Source organism: Xanthomonas bonasiae (assembly GCF_014836395.1).
In the GTDB taxonomy this organism is placed as follows: Bacteria; Pseudomonadota; Gammaproteobacteria; order Xanthomonadales; family Xanthomonadaceae; genus Xanthomonas_A; species Xanthomonas_A bonasiae.
In genome coordinates this window covers 110,455-131,693 of sequence record NZ_JACSQX010000007.1, presented here as the reverse complement: position 1 = coordinate 131,693, position 21,239 = coordinate 110,455, and the positions used below count along the sequence as shown (strand labels likewise).

Here is a 21,239-nt window from a genome sequence, read left to right as displayed (position 1 = left end):
CCGCTCCTACGAATCCCCAATCCCAAATCCCGGCTTCTCACGCCCACGGCGGGCTGTACTTCACCTTCACCGCGCGCACGCCCGGGTCGGCGCGCAGGGTGTCCAGCAGTTGCGGGTCCACGCGCACCGCGTGGCTGCCGTTGAGGTCGAGCATGCCGGCCACCGCGCCTTGTTCGGACTGCAGCAGCAGGTCCAGGCGCAGCGGCGTCTTGCCGGGGCGGTGGCGCGCCAGCAAGGCGTCGATGCGCGGCCAGGTGCTGCGCTGGCGCAGGTCCAGGCGCAGCGACAGGCGCTGCGCGTGGTGGGTGCAGATCTGTTCGTAGTCCCAGCACTGGCGGATGCGCATCGCATAGCCGCCGTTGAATTCGTCCTCGCGCACGCCGCCCTTGACGATCAGGATGCGGTCGCGGGTGAGCAGGTGGCCGAACTCGGCGATGGCGTCGGTGAACGCGCTGCACTCGACCCGGCCGCGGCCGTCCTCGAGTTGCACGAACACCTGGCTGTCGCCCTTGCGCCGCACGCCGACCACCTGGCCGGCGAGGATCGCGCTGGTTTCCGGGCGCCAGGCGCGTTTTTCGCCGTCGCCGCCACCGCCGCGTCCGCCGCCGGATTGCGCGCAGATCTTTTCCAGCGCGCTCAGGTCGCAGCCGACCAGCTCGCGCACTTCCTCGCGGTAGGGATCGAACGGGTGGCCGCTGAGGTAGAAGCCCAGCGTCTCGCGCTCGCCGGTCAGCAGCTGGCCCAGCGGCCATTCCTTGCTCTCCGGCAGGTCCAGGCGCAGCGCCGGGGCACTGGTGTCGGCGCCGCCGAACAGCGAGTTCTGCCCGGAGGCGCGCTCGCGCGCCATCTGCTCGGTGGCCTTCATCACCTCCGGCAGCTGCAGCATCAGGGTGGCGCGGTTGCTGCCCAGCCCGTCCATCGCGCCGGCGTTGATCAGCGCTTCCAGGGTGCGCTTGTTGAGCTTGGCCGATTCCACGCGGGTGCAGAAATCCAGCAGCGAGGCGTATTCGCCGCCGCGCTCGCGCTCGGCCACGATCGCCTCGCAGGCGCCGCGGCCCACGCCCTTGATCGCGCCCAGGCCGTACTGGATGGTGTCCGGGGTGGCCGCTTCGAACATGTAGGCCGAGGCGTTGAGCCGCGGCGGCAGCACGGTCAGGCCGAGGTTGCGCACCTCGTCGAGGAAGCCGACCACCTTGTCGGTGTTGTCCATGTCCGAGGACAGCGTCGCGGCCATGAACTCGGCCGGGTAGTGCCGCTTCAGCCATGCGGTCTGGTAGCTGACCAGCGCGTAGGCGGCGGCGTGCGACTTGTTGAAGCCGTAGCCGGCGAACTTCTCCATCAGGTCGAAGATTTCGTCGGCCTTGGCCTCGCCGACGCCGCCCTTGGCCGCGCCCTCGCGGAAGATCTCGCGGTGCTTGGCCATCTCGGCCGGCACCTTCTTGCCCATCGCGCGGCGCAACAGGTCGGCGCCGCCCAGCGAGTAGGCGCCGACGATCTGCGCCATCTGCATCACCTGCTCCTGGTACACCATGATGCCGTAGGTGTCCTTCAGGATCGCTTCGGTGCGCGGATCGGGGTAGATGATCTCCTGCTGGCCGTGCTTGCGCGCGTTGAAGTCCGGGATCAGGTCCATCGGGCCGGGGCGGTACAGCGACACCAGCGCGATCAGGTCCTCGAAGCGGTCGGGCTTGGCGTCCTTCAGCAGCCGGCGCATGCCCGAGGATTCGAACTGGAACACCGCGCCGGTGTTGCCCGAAGCGAAGATGCCCTTGTAGGTGGGCGCATCGTCGAGCGGGATCGCAGTGATGTCCACCGGCGGGATGCCGGCGCGCGCATGGCGCACGTTGATCGCCTTCACCGCCCAGTCGATGATGGTCAGCGTGCGCAGGCCGAGGAAGTCGAACTTGACCAGGCCGACCTGCTCGACGTCGTCCTTGTCGAACTGGGTGACCGGGTTCTTGCCCAGGTTGTCGACGTCGTGTTCGGCGAACAGCGGGCAGAAGTCGGACAGCGGCGTCGGCGCGATGACCACGCCGCCGGCGTGCTTGCCGGCGTTGCGGGTCAGGTCCTCCAGCTGCCGCGCCAGGTCCATCAGGTCGCGGACGTCGTCCTCGCTCTGGTAGCGCTGGATCAGCTCCGGCGAGGCCATCTCGCTGTCCTTGCCTTCGCCCATCGCGTCCTTCAGCGTGATGCCGAGGATGTTGGGGATCAGCTTGGCCACGCCGTCGACCAGGCCGTACGGGAAGCCGAGCACGCGGCCGCAGTCGCGCACCACCGCCTTGGCCGCCATGGTGCCGTAGGTGATGATCTGGCTGACCCGGTCGCGCCCGTACTTGCGCGCGACGTAGTCGATGACCTCGTCGCGGCGGTCCATGCAGAAGTCGATGTCGAAGTCGGGCATCGACACGCGTTCGGGATTGAGGAAGCGCTCGAACAGCAGGTTGTAGGGCAGCGGATCCAGGTCGGTGATCTGCAGCGCCCACGCCACCAGCGAGCCGGCGCCGGAGCCGCGGCCCGGGCCGATCGGGATGCCCTGGTTCTTGCCCCACTGGATGAAGTCGGCCACGATCAGGAAGTAGCCGGGGAAGCCCATCTTGATGATCGTGTCCAGCTCGAACTCGAGCCGGTCGACGTAGTCCTGGCGGGTCTTGCCCGGCGCCAGCGGATTCTTCTCCAGGCGCGCGGCCAGGCCGTCGCGCGACTGGCTGCGGATCCAGCTGTCCAGCGTCTCGTTGTCGGGCACCGGATACGCGGGCAGGAAGTAGGTGCCCAGCTGCATCTCGATGTTGCAGCGCTGCGCCAGCGCCAGCGTGTTGTCCAGCGCGTCGGGAATGTCGGCGAACAGCGCGGCCATTTCCTCCGACGACTTCAGGTATTGCTGGTCGCTGTAGTCGCGCGGGCGCTTGGGGTCGTCGAGCACGCGGCCGGAGGAAATGCACACGCGTGCCTCGTGCGCGGCGAAATCGCTGGCGTACAGGAAGCGCACGTCGTTGCTGGCCACCACCGGCAAGCCGCGGGTGCCGGCGGCATGCAGCGCGAACTGGTTGAACGCGTCCTCGCCGTCGCGGCCGGTGCGGGTCAGTTCCAGGTGCAGGCCGTCGCCGAAGATGCGTTGCCAGTCGGCCAGTTGCTGCTCGGCCAGATCGTGGCGGCCTTCGCTGGCCAGGCGTCCGGCCAGGCTGTCGCGCCCGGCCAGCGCGAACAGGTTGTCGCTGCCGGTCTGCAACCACTCCGGGCGGATCGCCACGCCGCCTTCGTTGCGGTGGCCTTCCAGCCAGGCGCGGGTCAGCAGGCGCGACAGGCTCAGGTAGCCGTCGCGGTTGCGGCACAGCACGGTGAGCCGCCACGGCGTCTCGCCGGCGCTGTCGGCGATCAGCAGGTCGGCACCGGCGATCGGCTTGATGCCCACGCCTTCGGCCGCCTTGTAGAACTTGACCAGCGCGAACAGGTTGTTGAGATCGGTGACCGCGAGCGCGGGCAACTCCAGTTCGACCGCACGGCTGAGCAGGTTGGCCTGCTTGGCTTTCTTCGGGTCGGCCTGATCCGGTTTCTCGGGCACACGGATGGTCGAATCCGCCAGCGAGAACTCGGTGTGGACGTGCAGATGAGCGAAGCGGGAAGTGGACATGCGGAACCAGAACGATGCCCGGGCAGGTTAGCGGCGGGGGCGGGGACGGGCAAGGCTTGACAGGGCCGTTGCCGGGTCCGGAGTCCGATGCAACGGGCCTGGCGAGGCGATTGGGCGGGGCGCCCGTTCAGCTGTGGGCGCAGGACCTCGGCTGAACGGCGTGGGTCTGCGCGGGCGAAGAGGCAGGGGTGGCCGATGTGCCGTCCTCCGCCAGCGGTCGTTACCGGAGCGCGCGGCCGCCGCGTGCCTCGCCACCGGTCGATGCGCCAAAGCTGCGCAAAACCGGAGCGCGGGCCGTTAGGGTGGGTTGGATTTCTGAATGCAAGTTGACTGCGTCGGCCTAAACGGTACATGTCGGTACAGTTATCAGTACCTCTGCGTAGGGTGCGCGGATGCGTTTTGCTTTCAATGCGTTACGTGGGTCGGGGGCGAAATGGGGACGCGCTGGGGAAATGAATCCATTCTGAAAAATTATTATCTTCGGCGGTCAACTCGCTCGACCTGGCCACGCATTCGAATATCAGGTGATAGCGTCTCGCTCGCCGTGAACCCCCACGGCGTGATCAGGAGAAACTCCATGAAGAAGTTGATTCCGGTGATGGGCGCGCTGATGCTGTTCGGCGCCGTGTCCAGCGCATCCGCGCAGAGCCTGAGCGACGTGAGCGACCGCTTCGCGCCGTGCCAGCAGCTGAGCGGCGGCGATTCTGTGCAGTGCTACCTGGACACCTGGTCCGACGTCATCTCCGATTACTTCAACTGAGCGAGCCGCGGCGACCCGTTTCGGGTCGCCGCTTTGCCCGCGCGACCGGAATGCGCGGCCGCGGCTGAAATATGTTCGATTCTGTATTTTTATATTATCCCGGAAAGTTCCGGGTCGCATTGCGCGATATTCATTCGATTATCTTCGGGAGTGCCAGCGGCGCGGTTGCCCTGTGCGAGGCCGGCTCCTGCGCGACCGTTTCCGGCCATGGATCCTGCGCCGGCAGCGGCCATATCTGGCGATGGGTGCGGCGCTTGGCACGGCCATGGCCGCGGCGGCGCTCAGGCCGGCTGCGGATCCGCCGCCAGCAGGTCCGCGTCCGCGGTGCAGGGCACGTCCCAGGTGCTCGGGGCCTCGGCCAGGCCCAGCGCGCGCCGTACCGGCGCGAAGCTGCGCCGGTGCTGCGGGCACGGGCCATGCGCGGCCAGCGCGGCCAGGTGCGCCGGGGTGGCGTAGCCCTTGTGCAGGTCGAAGCCGTAGTGCGGATGCTGTTCGTGCAGCCGCTGCATGATGCGGTCGCGGGTGACCTTGGCCACGATCGAGGCGGCCATGATCGCGCGGTCCAGGCCGTCGCCGCCGACCAGCGCCTCGGCGGCGCAGGGCAGGCCCTTGGGCACGCGGTTGCCGTCGATGCGCGCGAAACCGGCCACGTGCGCCACGCCCTCGACCGCGCGGCGCATGCCCAGCATGGTGGCCTGGTAGATGTTCAGCCGGTCGATCTCCTCGGCCTCGATCAGCACCACCTGCCAGGCCAGCGCGCGCTCGACGATGCGCGCGTACAGCGTCTCGCGTCTCGCGGCGGTCAGCTGCTTGGAGTCGTCCAGGCCGTTGATGCGGGTGCGCGCCGGATCGAACACCACCGCGGCCACCGCGACCGGCCCGGCCAGCGGTCCGCGCCCGGCTTCGTCGACGCCGGCGTAGAGCCGCCGGGATTCGGCATTCGGGATTGGGGATTCGCAGAGCAGTTCCCGCTGCGGCGATGGGGGATCGGAGCGCTTCATGCCGTTGCTTTTCCCGAATCCCGAATCCCCATTCCCGAATCCCGGCCTTCCAGCAATTCGAGCACCGCATCGGCCGCACGCGCGGAGGCGTCCTGGCGCAGCAACTGGTGCAGGCGCGCGTACTCGGGCTGCAGCGCGGCCACCGCCTGCGGGTCGCGCAGCCAGTGCAGCAGCGCGGCGGCGAGCGCGTCCGGGGTGCAGGCGTCCTGCATCAGTTCCGGCGCCAGGTCGCGCCCGGCGAGGATGTTGGGCAGCGCGTAACGGTCGACCTTCAGCAGGCCCAGCGCCTTGACGATGCGGTAGGTCAGCGGCGCGACCTTGTAGCCGACCACCATCGGCCGCTTCACCAGCATCGCCTCCAGCGTCGCCGTCCCGGACGCGAGCAGCACCACGTCGGCGGCGAGCAGGGCGGTGCGGGCCTGGCCGTCGAGCAGGTGCGAATACACCACCGGCAACGCCGAGCGCGACAGCTGCTCGGCCAGCAAGGCCTTGCACGCGGGATTGGCGGCCGGTACCACCACGTGCGCGCCGGGCGTCTGCTGCAGCACCTGCCAGGCGGCGGCGAAGAAGGTATCGCCGAGCCGGCCGATCTCGCCCAGGCGGCTGCCCGGCAGCACCGCCAGCACGGTCGCGCCGGCCGGCAGGCCGAGTTCGGCGCGCGCCGCATCGCGGCCCTCGTGCAGCGCGATCGCGTCGGCCATCGGGTGGCCGACGAAGCGCGCATCCACGCCGTGCCTGGCGTAGATCGGCGGTTCCATCGGGAACAGGCACAGCACCCGGTCGGCGCTGGCGCCGATCTTGGCCGCGCGCCGCTCGCGCCAGGCCCACACCGACGGGCTCACGTAATGCACGGTGCGGATGCCGCGCTGCTTGAGCCAGCGCTCCACGCCGAGGTTGAAGTCGGGCGCATCGATGCCGACGAACACGTCCGGGCGCCAGTCCAGCAGGCGCTGGCGCAGCTCGCGACGCAGTTTCAGCAACCGCGGCAGGTGCCGCAGCACCTCCATCAGGCCCATCACCGCCAGTTCGCTGGCATCGAACCAGGTCTGGCAGCCGGCGTTGCGCATCGCGTCGCCACCGATACCGGCGAATTCGGCATCCGGATGGCGCGCGCGCAGCGCCTCGATCAACCCGGCGCCAAGCTGGTCGCCGGAGGCTTCGCCGGCGACCAGGGCGATGCGCAGCTTGGCTGCGCCGGGATTGGGGATTGGGGATTGGGGATTCGTCGAGGCAGGAGCGAGGTCGCCGGCGGCCGTGGTGCCGCCGTTGCCAATCCCCAATCCCGAATCCCGACTCCCGGCTTTCATCGCAACAACGGCCGCTCGCTGGCTTCGATGAATTCCAGCATCGCGCGCACGTCCTCGCTGCTTTCGGCCAGCACCGCCAGTTGTTGCTTGGCCTCGGCCAGCGGCAGGCCGGCCACGTACAGCGCGCGGTAGGCGCGCTTGATCGCGGCCAGGCGCTCGGTATCGAAACCGCGGCGCTTGAGGCCTTCGCTGTTGATGCCGCGCGGGCGTCCCAGCGAATTGCCGCCGACCATGGTGAACGGCGGCACGTCGCCATTGATCAGCGCGCCCATGCCGAGGAAGGCGTGGTCGCCGATGCGGCAGAACTGGTGCGCGCCGGCGAAGCCGCTGATGATCACGTGGTCGCCGACTTCGACATGCCCGGCCAGGGTGGTGTTGTTGGAAAACACGCAATGGTCGCCGACCACGCAGTCGTGGGCGACGTGGGTGTAGGCCAGGAACCAGTTGTCGCTGCCGACCCGGGTGATGCCGCCGCCGTTGCCGGTGCCGCGGCTGACGGTCACGAACTCGCGGATCACGTTGCGGTCGCCGACCACCAGTTCGGTGCGTTCGCCGGCGAACTTCTTGTCCTGCGGATCGCCGCCGAGCGCGACGTGGCCGACCAGGTGGTTGCCGCGGCCGATGCGGGTCGGGCCGACGATGCTGCAGTGCGGGCCGATCACGCTGCCTTCGCCGATCTCGACTTCGGCGCCGATCAGGGTGAAGGCGCCGACGCGCACGTCCGCCGCCAGCGTCGCCGACGGATCGATCACCGCGGTGGGATGGATGAGAGGGGCGTTGTCGCTCATTGCAGGTCTCCTGCCTGGCTCATTCGCGGGTGCCGGCGCACAGCACCTCGGCGCAGGCGACGACCTTGCCGTCCACCTTGGCTTCGCCGTAGTACACGGCCATGTTGCGGATCACCCGCTTGATTTCCACATGCAGCTCCAGCACGTCGCCGGGCACGACCTGGCTGCTGAAGCGGGCCTTGTCGACCTTGACCATGTAGAACAGCTTGGACTGCGCATCGCGGCCCAGCGCGAGCTGGGTCAGCACGCCGCCGGCCTGGGCCAGCGCCTCGATGATCAGCACGCCGGGCATGATCGGCTGGCCGGGGAAATGGCCCTGGAAGAACGGCTCGTTCACGCTGACGTTCTTGTGCGCGACGATCTTGCGGTTCTCGAAGTCGAGCGACACCACCTTGTCCACCAGCAGGAACGGGTAGCGGTGCGGGATCAACTTCTGGATCTGCTGGATGTCCGGCAGGGTCTGGTCGTGGCTCATTGCTTCTCCTTGCTTACAGACAGGATGCGACGGGCCAGGGCATCGAGCTGCTTGAAGCGCGCGGCGTTCTTGCGCCACGTGCGGTTGTCGGTCAACGGGGTGCCGGAGGAATACTCGCCCGGCTCATGGATGGAGTTGCGCACCACCGACTTGCCGGTGATCACCACCTTGTCGCAGATTTCCAGGTGGCCGACCACGCCGACCGCGCCGCCGAGCATGCAGTAGCGGCCGATCTTGGCGCTGCCGGCGATGCCGGTGCAGCCGGCGATCGCGCTGTGCGCGCCGATGTGCACGTTGTGCGCGACCTGCACCAGGTTGTCCAGCCGCACGTCTTCCTCGAGCGTGGTGTCTTCCAGCGCGCCGCGGTCGACGCAGGCGTTGGCGCCGATCTCGCAATCGTCGCCGATCGTCACGCCGCCGAGCTGCGGCACCTTGATCCAGTGGCCGGCGTCCATCGCCAGGCCGAAGCCATCGGCGCCGAGCACCGCGCCGGGATGGATGCGCACGCGCTTGCCCAGGCGCACGCGGGTGACCAGGGTGACGCGGGCGATCAGTTCGCAGCCGTCGCCGACCTGGCAATCGTCGCCGATCACGCTGCCCGGGCCGATCACGCAGCCGTCGCCGACCACGCTGCGCGCGCCGATGCTGACGAAGGCGCCGATGTGCGCACCGGCGGCGATCTGCGCGCTGGGGTCGATGCTGGCGCTGGGATGGATGCCGGGCGGACGCGCCGGCGCCACGTCGAACAGCGCGGCGATCTTGGCGAAGGCGACGTACGGATCGCGCGCGATCAGCGCGGTACCGGGCGCCGCCTCGGCGTCGTCGGCGCGCAGCACCACCACCGCTGCGGCGCTGTCGGCGAGCTGCGCGCGATAGCGCGGATTGGCCAGGAAACTGAGCTGCCCGGGGCCGGCATGCGCCAGCGTGGCGACGCCATGCACGGCGACGGCGCCGTCGCCATGCAGCTGCAGGCCGAAGCGCTCGGCGATCTCGTGTGCGGTATGGGAAGGAGTATTCACGCCGGGATTCTACCGTGTGCCATCGGCACGGTCATGCTGCCCCTGCGCGCAGGCCGAACAGGCCAGGATCGGCCAATGCTCAAGGCCGCCATCAACCAACGCCAGAAAAGCCCCCGCTTGAGGGCCATGCCACGATCAACCAAGCAGAAAACCTTCTGCTTCGGTCAGATCGCGGTCATCCAATTCTGACAAAAGCCCCCTTTAGTAAAGGGGGCGCGCCGACAGGCGCGGGGATTTGGGAGAAGACGAGCCGGGGCCCGCGGTTCGCGCAGCGAATCGTGGGGCGTCAGCGCGAACGCGATGACGCGCTCACCCCTTTAGTAAAGGGGGCGCGCCGAAGGCGCGGGGATTTGGTTGCCAAGCCCCGAGCTCCGGGTTCCCGCGAAGCGGGAGCCCGGAGCGGGCAGTTCGTCAGAACTGCCCACCAAAGGTGAACTGCAGACGCTCGATCTCGTCGTTGTCTTCCTTCTTCAGCGGGAGCGCGTAGCTGATCGAGATCGGACCGACCGGTGCGCGCCACAGCAAGGCCACGCCGGTGGAGGCGCGCAGTTCGTTGGTCTTGTAGTTGTCCACGCCGTTGAACACGTTGCCGACGTCGACGAACGCGGAGACGCGCGCCGAGGGGCTGTCGAACAGCTTCGGGAAGTACAGTTCCGCCGAGCCCACGGTCTTGAACGAGCCACCCAGCGGCTGCCCGCGGCTGTACGAAGCGGTGGCTTCCGAACGCGGACCGAGGGTGTTGTCCTCGAAGCCGCGCACCGAGTTGGTGCCGCCGGCGTAGAAGTTCTCGTAGAACGGCAGGCCCGAGGCGGTGACCGTGCGGGTGGTGCCGTCGGCGTTGGTGATGGTGCGGCTGACGTCGCTGCCGTAGCTGTCGCCGTAGCCGAATTCGGCGCGGGTGTTGAGCACGATCGAGGGGATGATCGGCCAGTACTTGGAGATCTGGTAGTTCAGCTTCCAGTACTCGACGGTGGAGCCGGGCAGGGTGGCTTCCAGGCCGACGCGCTGGTACATGCCGCGGGTCGGCATGAAGTAGTCGTTGCGGGTGTCGCGCGCCCAGCCCAGTTCGCTGCGCCAGGCGTGGAAGGTGCGCTGGCCGATCGCATCGATGTAGTTGATGATCGCCTGCGGGGTGTAGCCGGCGTAGGTGGTGATCTGGTTGCTGTCGATGCCGAACATCAGCGAGACGGTGTCGTTCTCGGTGATCGGCACGCCGAAGATCATCTGCGCCGCGCCGTTCTTACTGTTGTACTGGGCGGTACCGAAGTCGGAGTAGTCCAGCTTGCGGTAGGAGATGTTATAGCCCAGCGACACGCCGTCGTCGGTGAAGAACGGGTTGGTGTAGGAGAACGCGTAGCGCTCCTGGTAGCTGCTGCGCGAGGCGTCCACCGAGACGCGGTTGCCGCCGCCCAGGAAGTTGTTCTGCGACAGCTGGATCGAGGTGGTCACGCCGTAGGTCTGCGAATAGCCCAGGCCGAAGGTGAAGCTGCCCGAGGTGGTTTCCTTGACGCTGTAGACCACGTCGACCTTGTCGTTGCTGCCCGGGACCGGCGGCGTTTCCACGTCCACCGACTCGAAGTAGCCCAGGCGCTGCAGGCGGACCTTGGAACGGTCGATCGCGGCCTGCGAGTACCAGCTGTTCTCGAACTGGCGCATCTCGCGGCGCAGCACTTCGTCGGAGGTGCGGGTGTTGCCCTTGAACACGATGCGGCGGACCGACACGCGCGGACCCGGCACCACCTGCAGATTGATCGCGACGGTGCGCTTCTCGCGGTCGGTGGTGGGGATCGGGTTGACCTTGGCGAAGGCGTAGCCGATGTTGCTGAGGGTGTTGGTGATCGCGTCGGAGCTGAATTCCAGCAGCGCGCGCGAGAAGGTGTCGCCCGGCTTCGGGATCACCAGCTTCTCGACCTCTTCCTGCGGCAGCACGGTGTCGCCGGTGACCTTGATGTCGGAGATCTTGTACTGCTCGCCCTCGGTGATGCCGGCGGTCAGGTACATGTCGCGCTTGTCGGGGCTGATCGCCACCTGGGTGGAATCGACGCTGAAATCGACGTAGCCGCGGTCCAGGTACCAGGAGTTGAGCTTCTCCAGGTCGCCGGACAGCTTTTCCTTGGAGTACTGGTCGTCGCGGCGGTACCACGACAGCCAGTTGTGCTCGCGCGACTCCCAGTTCTCCAGGATGTCCTCGGTGGCGAACTTCTCGGTGCCGATCAGGTTGACGTGCTGGATCTTGGCGGCCTTGCCTTCCTTGATCGCGATCGCCACGTCGACCCGGTTGCGGTCCAGCGGGCTCACCGTCGGAGTGATCTCGACGTTGTACTTGCCGCGGTTGTTGTACTGGCGGGTCAGTTCCTGGGTCACCCGGTCCAGGCTCAGCCGGTCGAAGGTGCCGCCCTCGGTCAGGCCGATGTCGGACAGGCCCTTGAGCAGCTCTTCGCTCTTGATGTCCTTGTTGCCGGTGACGGTCAGCTTGTTGATCGCCGGACGTTCCTTGACCGTGACCACCAGGATGTTGCCCTGGCGATCGACCTGCACGTCCTCGAAGAAGCCGGTGCGGTACAGCGCGCGGATCGCTTCGCCGACCTTGGCATCGTCGACCGTGTCGCCGCGTTCCACCGGAAGATAGGTGAACACGGTGCCGGAGGAGATGCGTTGCAGCCCGTCGACGCGGATGTCGCTGGCGGTGAAGGGCTCCGTCGCCTGGGCCAGAACCGGCAAGCTGAGGCTGGCGGCGAGGGCGAGGGCTAGCAGGCGGCGAGTGGGAAATCGCGTCATGTCACGTCCGGTAGAGGTCGATATCGTTGTTGCATGGGCGCCGGCGTAAGACGACGACAGCGGGGTCGAGTGGATCAGCATCGGGTTCATCGCAGGACCTGGCCGAAGATGTCGTTGTAGAACGCCAACCCCATCAGCCCGGCCAGCATCGTCAGACCGACGAACTGCCCCGCAGCCATGGCACGCTCGCTCAGCGGGCTGCCCTTGACCAACTCAATAAGGTAATACAGCAAGTGCCCGCCGTCCAAGATTGGAATCGGCAGCAGGTTCATGATCGCCAGGCTCAGCGACAGCAGCGCCAGGAAATACAGGAACCAGTCCGGCCCCTGCTGGGCCGAGACGTTGGCCACCTTGGCGATGGTGATCGGCCCGGACACGTTCTTGATCGAGGCCTGGCCGGTCAGCATGCGCCGGATCAGCCCCAGGGTATCCCCGGCCAGCTTGCCGGTTTCGCGGAACGCGACCGGGATCGCCGCCAGCGGGCCGTACTGCAGCTTGGCGTCGAACGCCGGCGGCGGACGGTCTTCCTGGCCGAGGCCCACGCCCAGCGACAGGCCCTTCACGCGCGGGTCCTTGCTGGGGGTGAGACGCACCTCCAGCGCCAGCCGTTCGCCGTTGCGCTCGACCTCGACCAGGCCGCTGCCGCCGTTCCTGGCCAGGGCCTGGACCTGCGGCGCGACCTGGTCGGCGCCGGCGACCGAGGCGCCATCCACCGCCAGGATCAGGTCGCCGGGGCGCAGCACGCCGTCGGCGGCCGAACCCGGAGTGACCTTGGAGACGATCGCCGGCTGCAGGCTGAAGCGCCAGGTGAGGCCGGCCAGGCGCGGCACCTGCTGTTCGTCGAAGCCGGCAGGCAACTGCGACAGGCGCAGCGTATGCACGCGGCTGGCGCCGTCGCGCGTGTCCTCGGTCTGGATGCGCACGTCCGCGGCATCCATCGCCGCCACGGTCAGCTGCATGCTGGCATCGCTCCAGCTGGAGACCTCGCGCTCGCCGATGCGCACGATGCGCTCGCCCGGCTGCAGCCCGGCCTGCAGCGCCAGGCCCTCGGCGCGGCCGACCACCGCCGCGTAATCCTGCTTGCCGATCACGAACATCGCCCACAGTAGCGCCACGCACAGCACCAGATTGGCGATCGGGCCGGCGGCGACGATGGCGATGCGCTGCCACACGCTCTTGGTGTTGAAGGCCTGGTCGCGCTCGGCCGGGGCGACCTCGCCCTCGCGTTCGTCGAGCATCTTCACGTAGCCGCCCAGCGGAATCGCGGCGATCGCGAACTCCGTGCCGTGACGGTCGTAGTACGACCACAGCGGCTTGCCGAAGCCCACCGAGAAGCGCAGCACCTTGACCCCGCAGCGGCGGGCCACCCAGAAGTGGCCGAACTCGTGGAAGGTCACCAGCACGCCCAGGCTGACGATCATCCACCAGACGGACCCGATGAAGTCACCCATGCGCGTGGCTCATAGGGGCGTGCGTGTCAGACATGGGCAGGCTGGCGGGCAATGGCGAGTTCGGTGATCTTGCGCGATTGCGCGTCCGCCGCCAGCAGCGCGTCCAGGGAGTCGGCCGCGCCCGCGGGCAGCACGGTCAGGGCGTTCTCGACCAGCGCAGGAATCGATAGGAAACCGATACGGCCCTGAAGAAAAGCTGAAACAGCCACTTCGTTGGCCGCGTTCAGGATCGCCGGCGCGCTGCCGCCGACCTGCATCGCGCGCCAGGCCAGGCCCAGGCAGGGGAAGGCGTCCAGGTCCGCGGGTTCGAAGTCCAGGCGGCCATGGGCCAGCAGGTCCAGTCCGGCGACTCCGGATTCGATCCGCTCCGGCCAGCCCAGGCCCACCGCCAGGGTGGTGCGCATGTCCGGCAAACCCATCTGCGCCAAGGTGGAACCGTCGATGAACTCCACCAGCGAGTGCACCAGGCTCTGCGGGTGCACCAGCACCTCGATGCGCGACGGCGGCAGCGCGAACAGGTGGTGCGCCTCGATCACTTCCAGGCCCTTGTTCATCAGGGTGGCCGAGTCGACCGAGATCTTCGGGCCCATCGACCACTTCGGATGCGCCACTGCCTGCGCCGGGGTCACGCCCTGCAGCCGGCTGCGGTCCCAGCCGCGGAACGGGCCGCCAGACGCGGTCAGCAGCACCCGCCGCACCTCGGCGCCGGTCTGGCGCGAGCGCAGGCACTGGAAGATCGCGCTGTGTTCGCTGTCGATCGGGATGATCTCGGCGCCGGCCGCGGCGGCCGTGGCGGTGACCAGCTCGCCGGCCAGCACCAGCGATTCCTTGTTGGCCAGCAGCAGGCGCTTGCCGGCGCGGGCCGCGGCCAGGGTCGAGGCCAGGCCGGCGGCGCCGACGATGGCGGCGACCACGCTGTCGCAGGCGTCGCTGGCCACCAGCTGCTCCAGCGCGGCGGCGCCGGCATGCGCCTGGGTGCGCAGCCCGGCATCGCGCAGCCCGTCGCGCAGCGCCGGGTACAGGGCCGGGTCGGCGATCACCGCGTGCGCCGGCCGGTGCACGGCGCACAGCGCCAGCAGCCCGGCGACGTTGCCGCCGGCGGCCAGCACGCTGGCGCGCAGCCGCTGCGGGTGACGCGCGATCACGTCCAGCGCGGAGGCGCCGATCGAGCCGGTGGCGCCGAGCACGGCGATGGAGCGGACGGCATCGGCCATGTTCAGAATCCGAAGATCTCTTTGCCCAGCGCGAAGATCGGCAGCGCCGCCAGCACGCCGTCGACGCGGTCCAGCACGCCGCCATGGCCGGGGATCACGTTGCCCGAGTCCTTGGCGCCGACGTGGCGCTTGAGCAGGCTCTCGAACAGGTCGCCGACCACCGAGGCCAACACGCTGACCGCGGCCACGATCAGCAGGCCGGGCAACTGCGGCAGGGTGACCCCGGCCAGCCAGCCGAAGCCGGCGGCGCAGATCAGGCCGGCCAGCAGCCCGCCGAGCAGGCCTTCGACGGTCTTGTTGGGGCTGATCCGCGGCGCCAGCTTGTGCTTGCCGAACTGGCGCCCGGCGAAATAGGCGCCGGAATCGGCGGCCCACACCGTGACCAGCGCGGTCAGCAGCCAGCGGTGCCCGTTCGGCTCGCTGGCATGGATCAGGCCCAGCGCGGCCCAGGCCGGAACGATCGCCAGGGTGCCGGCGGCGAGCTTGAACACCCGCGCGTAGGTGGCGTGGTCGGAGCCGAACTGGAAGAAGCGCAGCCACAGCAGCGCCACGCACCACCAGCCGACGCCGACCAGGGTGGTCAGCTGGAACAGCACCAGCGAGCCGGCCGAGGCCCACACCAGCAGCACCATCAGCAGCAGGTTCAGCACCAGCAGGATGGTGCGCGGCAAGGTGTCGTCGACCTCCGCCAGCTTCAGCCATTCCCACAGGCCGATCAGGAAGATCAGCGCGGCCAGGGCCGCCAGCCATTGCGTCGGCAGCAGCAGGATGGCGCAAATGGCCAGTGGGGCCATGATCAGCGCGGCGATGACACGGGTACGGGTCATGCGGGTGTGTTCTCCGTCGCCGGGGCGACTTGCGCGCTGGTCAGGCCGAAACGCCGCTCGCGGCTGGCGTAGTCGTCCAAGGCTTGTTGCAGCACCTCGGGGCCGAACTCGGGCCACAGGGTCTCGGTGAACCACAGTTCGGTGTAGGCCAGCTGCCACAGCAGGAAATTGCTGATGCGCACGTCGCCGCCGGTGCGGATGAACAGGTCCGGCGGCGGCAGGTCGGCCAGCGCCATGTGCGCCGACAGCAGGGTCTCGTCGATCTGCTCGGGGCGCAGGCGTCCGGCCGCGACCTCTTCGGCCAGCGCCCGCGCGGCCTGGGCGATGTCCTGGCGGCCGCCGTAGCTGGCCGCGATCGACAGGTGCAGGGCCTGGTTGTGCTGGGTGCCGGCTTCGGCCTGGGCCATGCGCTCGCGCAGCGACGGCGCGAAGCGCGAGCGGTCGCCGATGAAGCGCACGCGCACGCCGCGCCGCTGCAGTTCCTCGACCTCGCGGTCCAGCGCATGCAGGAACAGCTTCATCAGCGCGTCCACTTCTTCCTGCGGCCGGCCCCAGTTCTCGCTGGAGAAGGCGAACAGGGTCAGCGCGGGGATGCCGCGTTCCAGGCAGAAGTCGATGGTGCGGTTGACCGCGCGCGCGCCGGCGCGGTGGCCGATCACGCGCGGCCGGCGGCGGCGCTGCGCCCAGCGGCCGTTGCCATCCATGATGATGGCGATGTGGCGGGGCAGGGACATGGGGCGGGGGTCGGAAGGCATGGCCGCGAGGCGCAGGCTCAGACCGCCATCAGTTCCTGTTCCTTGCCCTTGACCACGTCGTCGACGTCCTTGATCGCCTTGTCGGTCAGCTTCTGGATGTCGTCCTCGGCGGCGCGGGCCTCGTCCTCGGTGACCTGCTTGTCCTTCAGCAGATCCTTGATCTGCTGGTTGGCGTCGCGGCGGATGTTGCGGATCGCGACCTTGCTGTCCTCGCCTTCGCTATGCACGACCTTGGACAGCTCGCGGCGGCGCTCTTCGGTCAGCGCGGGCAGGTTGAGGCGGATGGTGGTGCCGGAGGTGTTCGGGGTCAGGCCCAGGTCCGAGGCCAGGATCGCCTTCTCGACCGCGCTGACCATCTGCTTTTCCCACGGGCTGATGGTCAGCGAGCGGGCATCGGCCACGGCCACGCTGGCGACCTGGCTCAGCGGCATTTCCGAACCGTAGTAATTGACTTTCAGATGTTCGACCAGGGCAGTCGAGGCGCGGCCGGTACGCACTTTGATGAGCGTATGGCGCAGCGCATCGATGCTCTTGGCCATGCGGGTCTGTGCGTCTTGTTTGATTTCGTTGAGCATCGCCGGTGTCCGTGCTGAATCTGAATCGGACGATTATAGCCTGCTGGGAATGGGGAATCGGGAATGGGGAATGGCAAAGGCAGTTCCCAGCACGATTGACTCAACCGCGCGCCGCGGGAAGTAGCCTCCGCGTCAATGTTGCAGCGCGCAACGCTCTTGCGAATCCCCAATCCCCAATCCCCAATCCCCAATCCCGGCCGTTATCAGCTACGGCCTTTGACCAACGTGCCGATCTCCGCGCCGTGCAGGATCTTCAGCAGCTCGCCGGGCTGGCCCATGTTGAAGATGCGCAGCGGCAGGTCGCTGTCGCGGGCCAGGGCGAAGGCGGCGGTGTCCATCACTTCCAGGTTGCGCACGATCACTTCGTCGTAGGTCAGGCTGTCGAAACGCACCGCGTCGGCGTGCTTCTTCGGATCCTTGTCGTACACGCCATCGACCTTGGTCGCCTTCAGCAGCAGGTCGGCGCCGATCTCGATCGCGCGCAGCGCCGCGCCGGAGTCGGTGGTGAAGAACGGGTTGCCGGTGCCGGCGGCGAAGATCGCGATGCGGCCCTTTTCCAGGTGCCGGATCGCGCGGCGGCGGATGAAGTCCTCGCACACGTCGTTGATCTTGATCGCGCTCATCACCCGCACCTTGGCGCCGAGCTTTTCCAGCGCGTCCTGCATCGCCAGCGCGTTGATGACAGTGGCCAGCATGCCCATGTGGTCGCCGGTGACCCGGTCCATGCCGCCGGCGGCCAGGCCGGCGCCGCGGAAGATGTTGCCGCCGCCGATCACCAGCGCCACTTCCGCGCCGGCCTGCTGCGCCTCGATCACTTCATGGGCGAGGCGGTTGATGACCTTGGGGTCGATGCCGTAATCCCCATCCCCCATCAGCGCTTCGCCGGAAAGTTTCAACAGGATGCGGCGATAGGCGAGCTGGGACATGGTGACCTCGTGGGGGGACGGGCAAACCACGCGATTCTAGCCGAAGCGCGGCGCGGAATCTGCCGCGCGCATGCGTGCGTGCAGTGGCCCGGTTCAGGCCAGGGTGTCGCGGAACGAACGCGCGGTGACGCGGTTGCGGCCGCCGTGCTTGGAGCTGTAGAGCATATCGTCGGCAGCCTGCAGCAGTTCCTGCGCGGTGCCGAAGCGCTCGCGCCCGCCCTGGGTGGCGACGCCGGCGGAGAAGCTGATGTGCAGCGGCCCGCTCTGCAATTCGACCATCGGCCGCTGCACGATCTCGAGGAGGACGCGCCTGATCACGCTCAGCGCGGCCTCCTCGCTGGTGTTGGGCAGCAGCACCAGGAATTCCTCGCCGCCGAAGCGCGCCACGGTGTCGCTGCCGCGCAACAGTGGCTGCAGGGCCTGCGCGAACGCGCGCAGCACCTGGTCGCCGATCAGGTGACCATGCGCGTCGTTGATCTTCTTGAAGTCGTCCAGGTCGATGAAGGCGATCGACAGCGGCCAGTCGTGGCGGCTGGCCAGGTCGAACTGCTGGCTGAGCAGGATGTCCAGCTGGTGCCGGTTGTACACCCCGGTCAGCGCGTCGCGGCTGGCCTGCTCGGCCAGGCGCCGCGCGCGGTGTTCCGATTCGTCGGCCTGGTGCCGGGCGAGGGTGGCTTCCTGGATCTGGCGCAGGTTGCGCAGCACCATCAGTTCGCGGGCATGGCTGATGATCGCGTCGATCCGCTCCGGCTGCGCGATGCGCACGTCGAAGATCGGACCGATGACCGGCAGGGCTTCGGCCATGCCGGCGATCACCTCGTCGAAGCGGCGGCTGTCCAGCTGCAGTTCGCGATAGGCGCGCTCCATCGCCTGGCCGCGCGCGGCGTCGACGTCGCTGCTCAGCCAGATGTCGGCGACGCTGCCGGACAGCAGCACGCACTTGCCGAAGGTGTCCGGCGCCAGTTCGGTGCCGGCGCTGTGGCCGATGCTGCGCTGCAGGTAGCCGGGCAGTTTCCACTTCTGCGCCAGCCAGGCGCCGACCTCGGCGTGGTCGCAGCCGAGCCGCTCGCGCTCCATGGCGATCAGGGTCTCGCTGCCGCTGCCGCCGGCTTCGCGCAGCAGGGGCGCGTAGTCGTCGTGGCAGATGTGCAGCAGGGCTAGCGCACCCATATCCTGCAGCAGCCCGGCCAGCATCAGTTCCTCCTGCTTGCGCAGGCCCATGGCCTGGCCGAGCAGGCGGCTGGCCAGCGCCGACAGCACGCTGCGCCGCCAGACCCGTTCCTGCAGGTCGCCGGCACCGGCGCCGTCGCGCAGGCTCTGCACCATCGAGAAGCCCAGCGCCAGGCTCAGCGCGGCGTTGAGCCCGAGCATGGTCAGCGCCTGGCCGAGGTTGTCGATGCGGCGCCGGCTGGCGTACAGCGGCGAATTGGCGATGCGCAGCATGCGCGCGCTCAGCGCCATGTCCATCGCGATGGTGTCGGCGGTGGTGGCCAGATCGACGTCCGGATCCTGGGCCAGGTCGATGATGCGCAGCGCAATCCCGGGCGGCGAGGGCAGGTTGCGGGAGTGAGCCAGGATGGCTTCGAGTTCAGGGCGCATGCGGTTCCGCGGGAAGTGTGATGGGGACAGCGATGCGTCCCTGCCCGCAGAGCGTACCACCGGCAAAAAAAAAGCCGCGACAAGCGCGGCTTTTTTTCTCCGGGCGGGCCGGACTCAGGCCAGGCCGGCCTGCTTCATCACTTCGGCGGCGTAGTCTTCCACCACCTTCTCGATGCCTTCGCCCACGGCCAGACGCTGGAAACCGACCACGTCGGCACCGGCGGCCTTGACCGCCTGCTCCACGCTCTGGTCGGTGTTCAGCACGTAGGGCTGGCCGTACAGGGTGACTTCGTTGACGATCTTGGCGATCTTGCCGCTGATGATCTTCTCCAGGATGTCGGCCGGCTTGGCCTTGTCCTTTTCCGACATCTTGGCCAGCTCGATTTCCTTTTCCTTGGCGACGAAGTCGGCCGGGACGTCGGACGCCTTCACGTGCGGCGGGTTCATCGCCGCGATGTGCATGGCGATGCCGCGGGCCAGCTCGATGTCGCCACCCTTGACCTCGACCAGCACGCCGATGCGGCCGCCGTGCACGTAGGCGGCGACGTTGTTGGCGCTGTCGATGCGCACCAGGCGGCGCACCTGCACGTTCTCGCCGACCTTGGCGATGACCGCGGCGCGGGCTTCCTCGACGGTCTCGCCGCCGGGCAGCTTGGCGCTCTTCAGCGCTTCGGCGTCGGCGGCGCCGGAGTTCAGCGCGGCCTGGGCCACGGCTTCGGTGAAGGCCAGGAAGTTGTTGTCCTTGGCGACGAAGTCGGTCTCGGAGTTGATCTCGACCAGCACGGCCTTGCCGCCGTCCTGGGCCATCGCGATGCGGCCTTCGGCGGCGACGCGGTCAGCCTTCTTGTCGGCCTTGGCCAGGCCCGACTTGCGCAGCCACTCGGCGGCGTTGTCGATATGGCCGGCGTTCTCGGTGAGCGCCTTCTTGCATTCCATCATGCCGGCGCCGGTGCGCTCGCGCAGTTCCTTGACCAGGGAAGCGGTGATTTCCACGGGGTGACCTCACAAAAGGTGGGAAAGGGCCGGTTTGCGGCCGGCCGGGAATTCTGGGAAACGGGCGCTTGCGGCGCCCGCGGACCCGGGCGCGCAGCGCGCGCCGGGTCGCGATTGCGCATGCTCGCGCAATCGCATGGCGCGCCGATTACTCGGCGGCGGGAGCGGCGGCTTCTTCGGCCTTCTTGCCGTTCTTGCGCGGGCCGCGGCCCTTGTCGTCGCCGGCTTCGCTGCTGAACTCTTCCTCGCGCACGCTGGCGGCGTTCGGCGCGGCGGCCTTGCCTTCCAGCACGGCGTCGGCGGCGGCGCGGGCGTACAGCTGCACGGCACGGATGGCGTCGTCGTTGCCCGGGATGGCGTAGTCCACCAGTTCCGGGTTGTAGTTGGTGTCGACCACCGCGATCACCGGGATGCCGAGCTTCTTGGCTTCCTTGATGGCGATGTCTTCATGGCCGATGTCGATGACGAACAGCGCGTCGGGCAGGCGGTTCATTTCCTTGATGCCGCCCAGCGAGGCCAGCAGCTTCTCGCGCTCGCGGCGCAGGGTCAGCACTTCGTGCTTGACCAGCTTTTCGAAGGTGCCGTCGGTTTCGGCCGCTTCCAGTTCCTTCAGGCGCGCCACCGACTGCTTGACGGTGCGGAAGTTGGTCAGCGTGCCGCCCAGCCAGCGCTGGGTCATGAACGGCTGGCCGCAACGCTCGGCTTCTTCCTTCACCGAGTCGCGGGCGCTGCGCTTGGTGCCCAGGAACAGGATGGTGCCGCGCTTCTGCGCGACGCTGGAGATGAAGTTCATCGCGTCGTTGAACAGCGGAACCGTCTTCTCGAGGTTGATGATGTGGATCTTGCCGCGCGCGCCGAAGATGTACGGCGCCATCTTGGGGTTCCAGTAGCGGGTCTGGTGGCCGAAGTGGACGCCGGCTTCCAGCATCTGACGCATGGTGACTTGGGGCATTGCAGTGACTCCTGATGGGGAACCGGCCGTGCGCGGGCAAGTAGGGTGAAGCCGCGCATGGACGTGCAGGCCTGCGACGGCGTGCACGACGATTCCGGGGTTGGGCCTCCCTGCAGCCTCCGTGACCGAACTCCTCGCGGAGCACCCCGGCACGGGCGATGGCAGCAGGTGTGTATTCGCCGGTGCGTCCG

The 21,239-nt window shown here is 68.3% G+C and carries 17 protein-coding genes; 1 reads left to right on the top strand and 16 read right to left on the bottom strand.

The features are described 5' to 3' along the window. Nucleotides 1-37 precede the first annotated feature (37 nt). On the bottom strand, nt 38-3,628 hold the full coding sequence (dnaE, locus tag H9658_RS12800; protein WP_191825616.1) for a DNA polymerase III subunit alpha: 3,591 nt from the start codon (nt 3,626-3,628) through the stop codon (nt 38-40). 577 nt (nt 3,629-4,205) lie between these two features. On the opposite strand from dnaE, the gene H9658_RS12795 reads away from it, so the two are divergent. Continuing rightward, nucleotides 4,206-4,388, top strand: coding sequence for a hypothetical protein (locus H9658_RS12795; protein WP_191825615.1), 183 nt, complete (start codon nt 4,206-4,208; stop codon nt 4,386-4,388). Nucleotides 4,389-4,669: 281 nt separating this feature from the next. Here H9658_RS12795 and H9658_RS12790 read toward each other — a convergent pair whose 3' ends face one another. From H9658_RS12790 to rpsB, 15 genes are all read right to left on the bottom strand, one after another. Then, nucleotides 4,670-5,389 (bottom strand): ribonuclease HII, encoded by a 720-nt coding sequence (locus tag H9658_RS12790; protein ID WP_191825614.1) that lies wholly within the window; start codon nt 5,387-5,389, stop codon nt 4,670-4,672. After that, nucleotides 5,386-6,696 carry a lipid-A-disaccharide synthase gene (gene lpxB / locus H9658_RS12785; RefSeq protein WP_225209946.1) on the bottom strand — a complete coding sequence of 437 codons (1,311 nt, stop codon included), beginning with the start codon at nt 6,694-6,696 and terminating at the stop codon, nt 5,386-5,388. The genes H9658_RS12790 and lpxB overlap by 4 nt, the downstream gene beginning before the upstream one ends. Next, nucleotides 6,693-7,484: an acyl-ACP--UDP-N-acetylglucosamine O-acyltransferase gene (gene lpxA, locus H9658_RS12780; RefSeq protein WP_179565888.1), complete on the bottom strand. Its 792-nt coding sequence runs from the start codon at nt 7,482-7,484 to the stop codon at nt 6,693-6,695. Before lpxA ends, lpxB begins: the two co-directional genes overlap by 4 nt. A 19-nt stretch (nt 7,485-7,503) precedes the next feature. Continuing rightward, complete coding sequence (gene fabZ, locus H9658_RS12775; protein WP_179565886.1) at nt 7,504-7,959, bottom strand: 3-hydroxyacyl-ACP dehydratase FabZ; 456 nt, start codon at nt 7,957-7,959, stop codon at nt 7,504-7,506. Further along, on the bottom strand, nt 7,956-8,978 hold the full coding sequence (gene lpxD / locus H9658_RS12770) for a UDP-3-O-(3-hydroxymyristoyl)glucosamine N-acyltransferase (RefSeq protein ID WP_179565884.1): 1,023 nt from the start codon (nt 8,976-8,978) through the stop codon (nt 7,956-7,958). The genes fabZ and lpxD overlap by 4 nt, the downstream gene beginning before the upstream one ends. 411 nt (nt 8,979-9,389) lie before the next feature. After that, nucleotides 9,390-11,756, bottom strand: coding sequence for an outer membrane protein assembly factor BamA (bamA, locus tag H9658_RS12765; protein ID WP_179565882.1), 2,367 nt, complete (start codon nt 11,754-11,756; stop codon nt 9,390-9,392). 86 nt (nt 11,757-11,842) lie between these two features. Then, nucleotides 11,843-13,207, bottom strand: coding sequence for an RIP metalloprotease RseP (rseP, locus tag H9658_RS12760; protein ID WP_191825613.1), 1,365 nt, complete (start codon nt 13,205-13,207; stop codon nt 11,843-11,845). 26 nt (nt 13,208-13,233) lie between these two features. After that, on the bottom strand, nt 13,234-14,421 hold the full coding sequence (gene dxr, locus H9658_RS12755) for a 1-deoxy-D-xylulose-5-phosphate reductoisomerase (protein ID WP_179565880.1): 1,188 nt from the start codon (nt 14,419-14,421) through the stop codon (nt 13,234-13,236). A gap of 2 nt (nt 14,422-14,423) precedes the next feature. After that, entirely contained in the window at nt 14,424-15,248 is an 825-nt protein-coding gene (locus tag H9658_RS12750; RefSeq protein WP_179565879.1) for a phosphatidate cytidylyltransferase, read from the bottom strand. Next, nucleotides 15,245-15,982: a polyprenyl diphosphate synthase gene (gene uppS / locus H9658_RS12745; protein ID WP_179565878.1), complete on the bottom strand. Its 738-nt coding sequence runs from the start codon at nt 15,980-15,982 to the stop codon at nt 15,245-15,247. Before uppS ends, H9658_RS12750 begins: the two co-directional genes overlap by 4 nt. Nucleotides 15,983-16,020: 38 nt before the next feature. Next, complete coding sequence (frr, locus tag H9658_RS12740; protein ID WP_179565877.1) at nt 16,021-16,578, bottom strand: ribosome recycling factor; 558 nt, start codon at nt 16,576-16,578, stop codon at nt 16,021-16,023. Between the two features lie 203 nt (nt 16,579-16,781). Then, nucleotides 16,782-17,504: a UMP kinase gene (gene pyrH / locus H9658_RS12735; protein ID WP_191825612.1), complete on the bottom strand. Its 723-nt coding sequence runs from the start codon at nt 17,502-17,504 to the stop codon at nt 16,782-16,784. A gap of 93 nt (nt 17,505-17,597) precedes the next feature. Continuing rightward, entirely contained in the window at nt 17,598-19,103 is a 1,506-nt protein-coding gene (locus H9658_RS12730; protein ID WP_191825611.1) for a sensor domain-containing diguanylate cyclase, read from the bottom strand. A 114-nt stretch (nt 19,104-19,217) separates the two neighbouring features. After that, nucleotides 19,218-20,096 (bottom strand): translation elongation factor Ts, encoded by an 879-nt coding sequence (gene tsf / locus H9658_RS12725; RefSeq protein WP_191825610.1) that lies wholly within the window; start codon nt 20,094-20,096, stop codon nt 19,218-19,220. A gap of 148 nt (nt 20,097-20,244) precedes the next feature. Beyond that, complete coding sequence (gene rpsB / locus H9658_RS12720; protein ID WP_191825609.1) at nt 20,245-21,048, bottom strand: 30S ribosomal protein S2; 804 nt, start codon at nt 21,046-21,048, stop codon at nt 20,245-20,247. Nucleotides 21,049-21,239: the final 191 nt, after the last annotated feature.

Bases quoted from the DNA above. Each gene is read 5' to 3' on its own strand.
- dnaE (WP_191825616.1), bottom strand. From the start codon at position 3,628: ATGTCCACTTCCCGCTTCGCTCATCTGCACGTCCACACCGAGTTCTCG.
- H9658_RS12795 (WP_191825615.1), top strand. From the start codon at position 4,206: ATGAAGAAGTTGATTCCGGTGATGGGCGCGCTGATGCTGTTCGGCGCC.
- H9658_RS12790 (WP_191825614.1), bottom strand. From the start codon at position 5,389: ATGAAGCGCTCCGATCCCCCATCGCCGCAGCGGGAACTGCTCTGCGAA.
- lpxB (WP_225209946.1), bottom strand. From the start codon at position 6,696: ATGAAAGCCGGGAGTCGGGATTCGGGATTGGGGATTGGCAACGGCGGC.
- lpxA (WP_179565888.1), bottom strand. From the start codon at position 7,484: ATGAGCGACAACGCCCCTCTCATCCATCCCACCGCGGTGATCGATCCG.
- fabZ (WP_179565886.1), bottom strand. From the start codon at position 7,959: ATGAGCCACGACCAGACCCTGCCGGACATCCAGCAGATCCAGAAGTTG.
- bamA (WP_179565882.1), bottom strand. From the start codon at position 11,756: ATGACGCGATTTCCCACTCGCCGCCTGCTAGCCCTCGCCCTCGCCGCC.
- rseP (WP_191825613.1), bottom strand. From the start codon at position 13,207: ATGGGTGACTTCATCGGGTCCGTCTGGTGGATGATCGTCAGCCTGGGC.
- dxr (WP_179565880.1), bottom strand. From the start codon at position 14,421: ATGGCCGATGCCGTCCGCTCCATCGCCGTGCTCGGCGCCACCGGCTCG.
- H9658_RS12750 (WP_179565879.1), bottom strand. From the start codon at position 15,248: ATGACCCGTACCCGTGTCATCGCCGCGCTGATCATGGCCCCACTGGCC.
- uppS (WP_179565878.1), bottom strand. From the start codon at position 15,982: ATGTCCCTGCCCCGCCACATCGCCATCATCATGGATGGCAACGGCCGC.
- frr (WP_179565877.1), bottom strand. From the start codon at position 16,578: ATGCTCAACGAAATCAAACAAGACGCACAGACCCGCATGGCCAAGAGC.
- pyrH (WP_191825612.1), bottom strand. From the start codon at position 17,504: ATGTCCCAGCTCGCCTATCGCCGCATCCTGTTGAAACTTTCCGGCGAA.
- H9658_RS12730 (WP_191825611.1), bottom strand. From the start codon at position 19,103: ATGCGCCCTGAACTCGAAGCCATCCTGGCTCACTCCCGCAACCTGCCC.
- rpsB (WP_191825609.1), bottom strand. From the start codon at position 21,048: ATGCCCCAAGTCACCATGCGTCAGATGCTGGAAGCCGGCGTCCACTTC.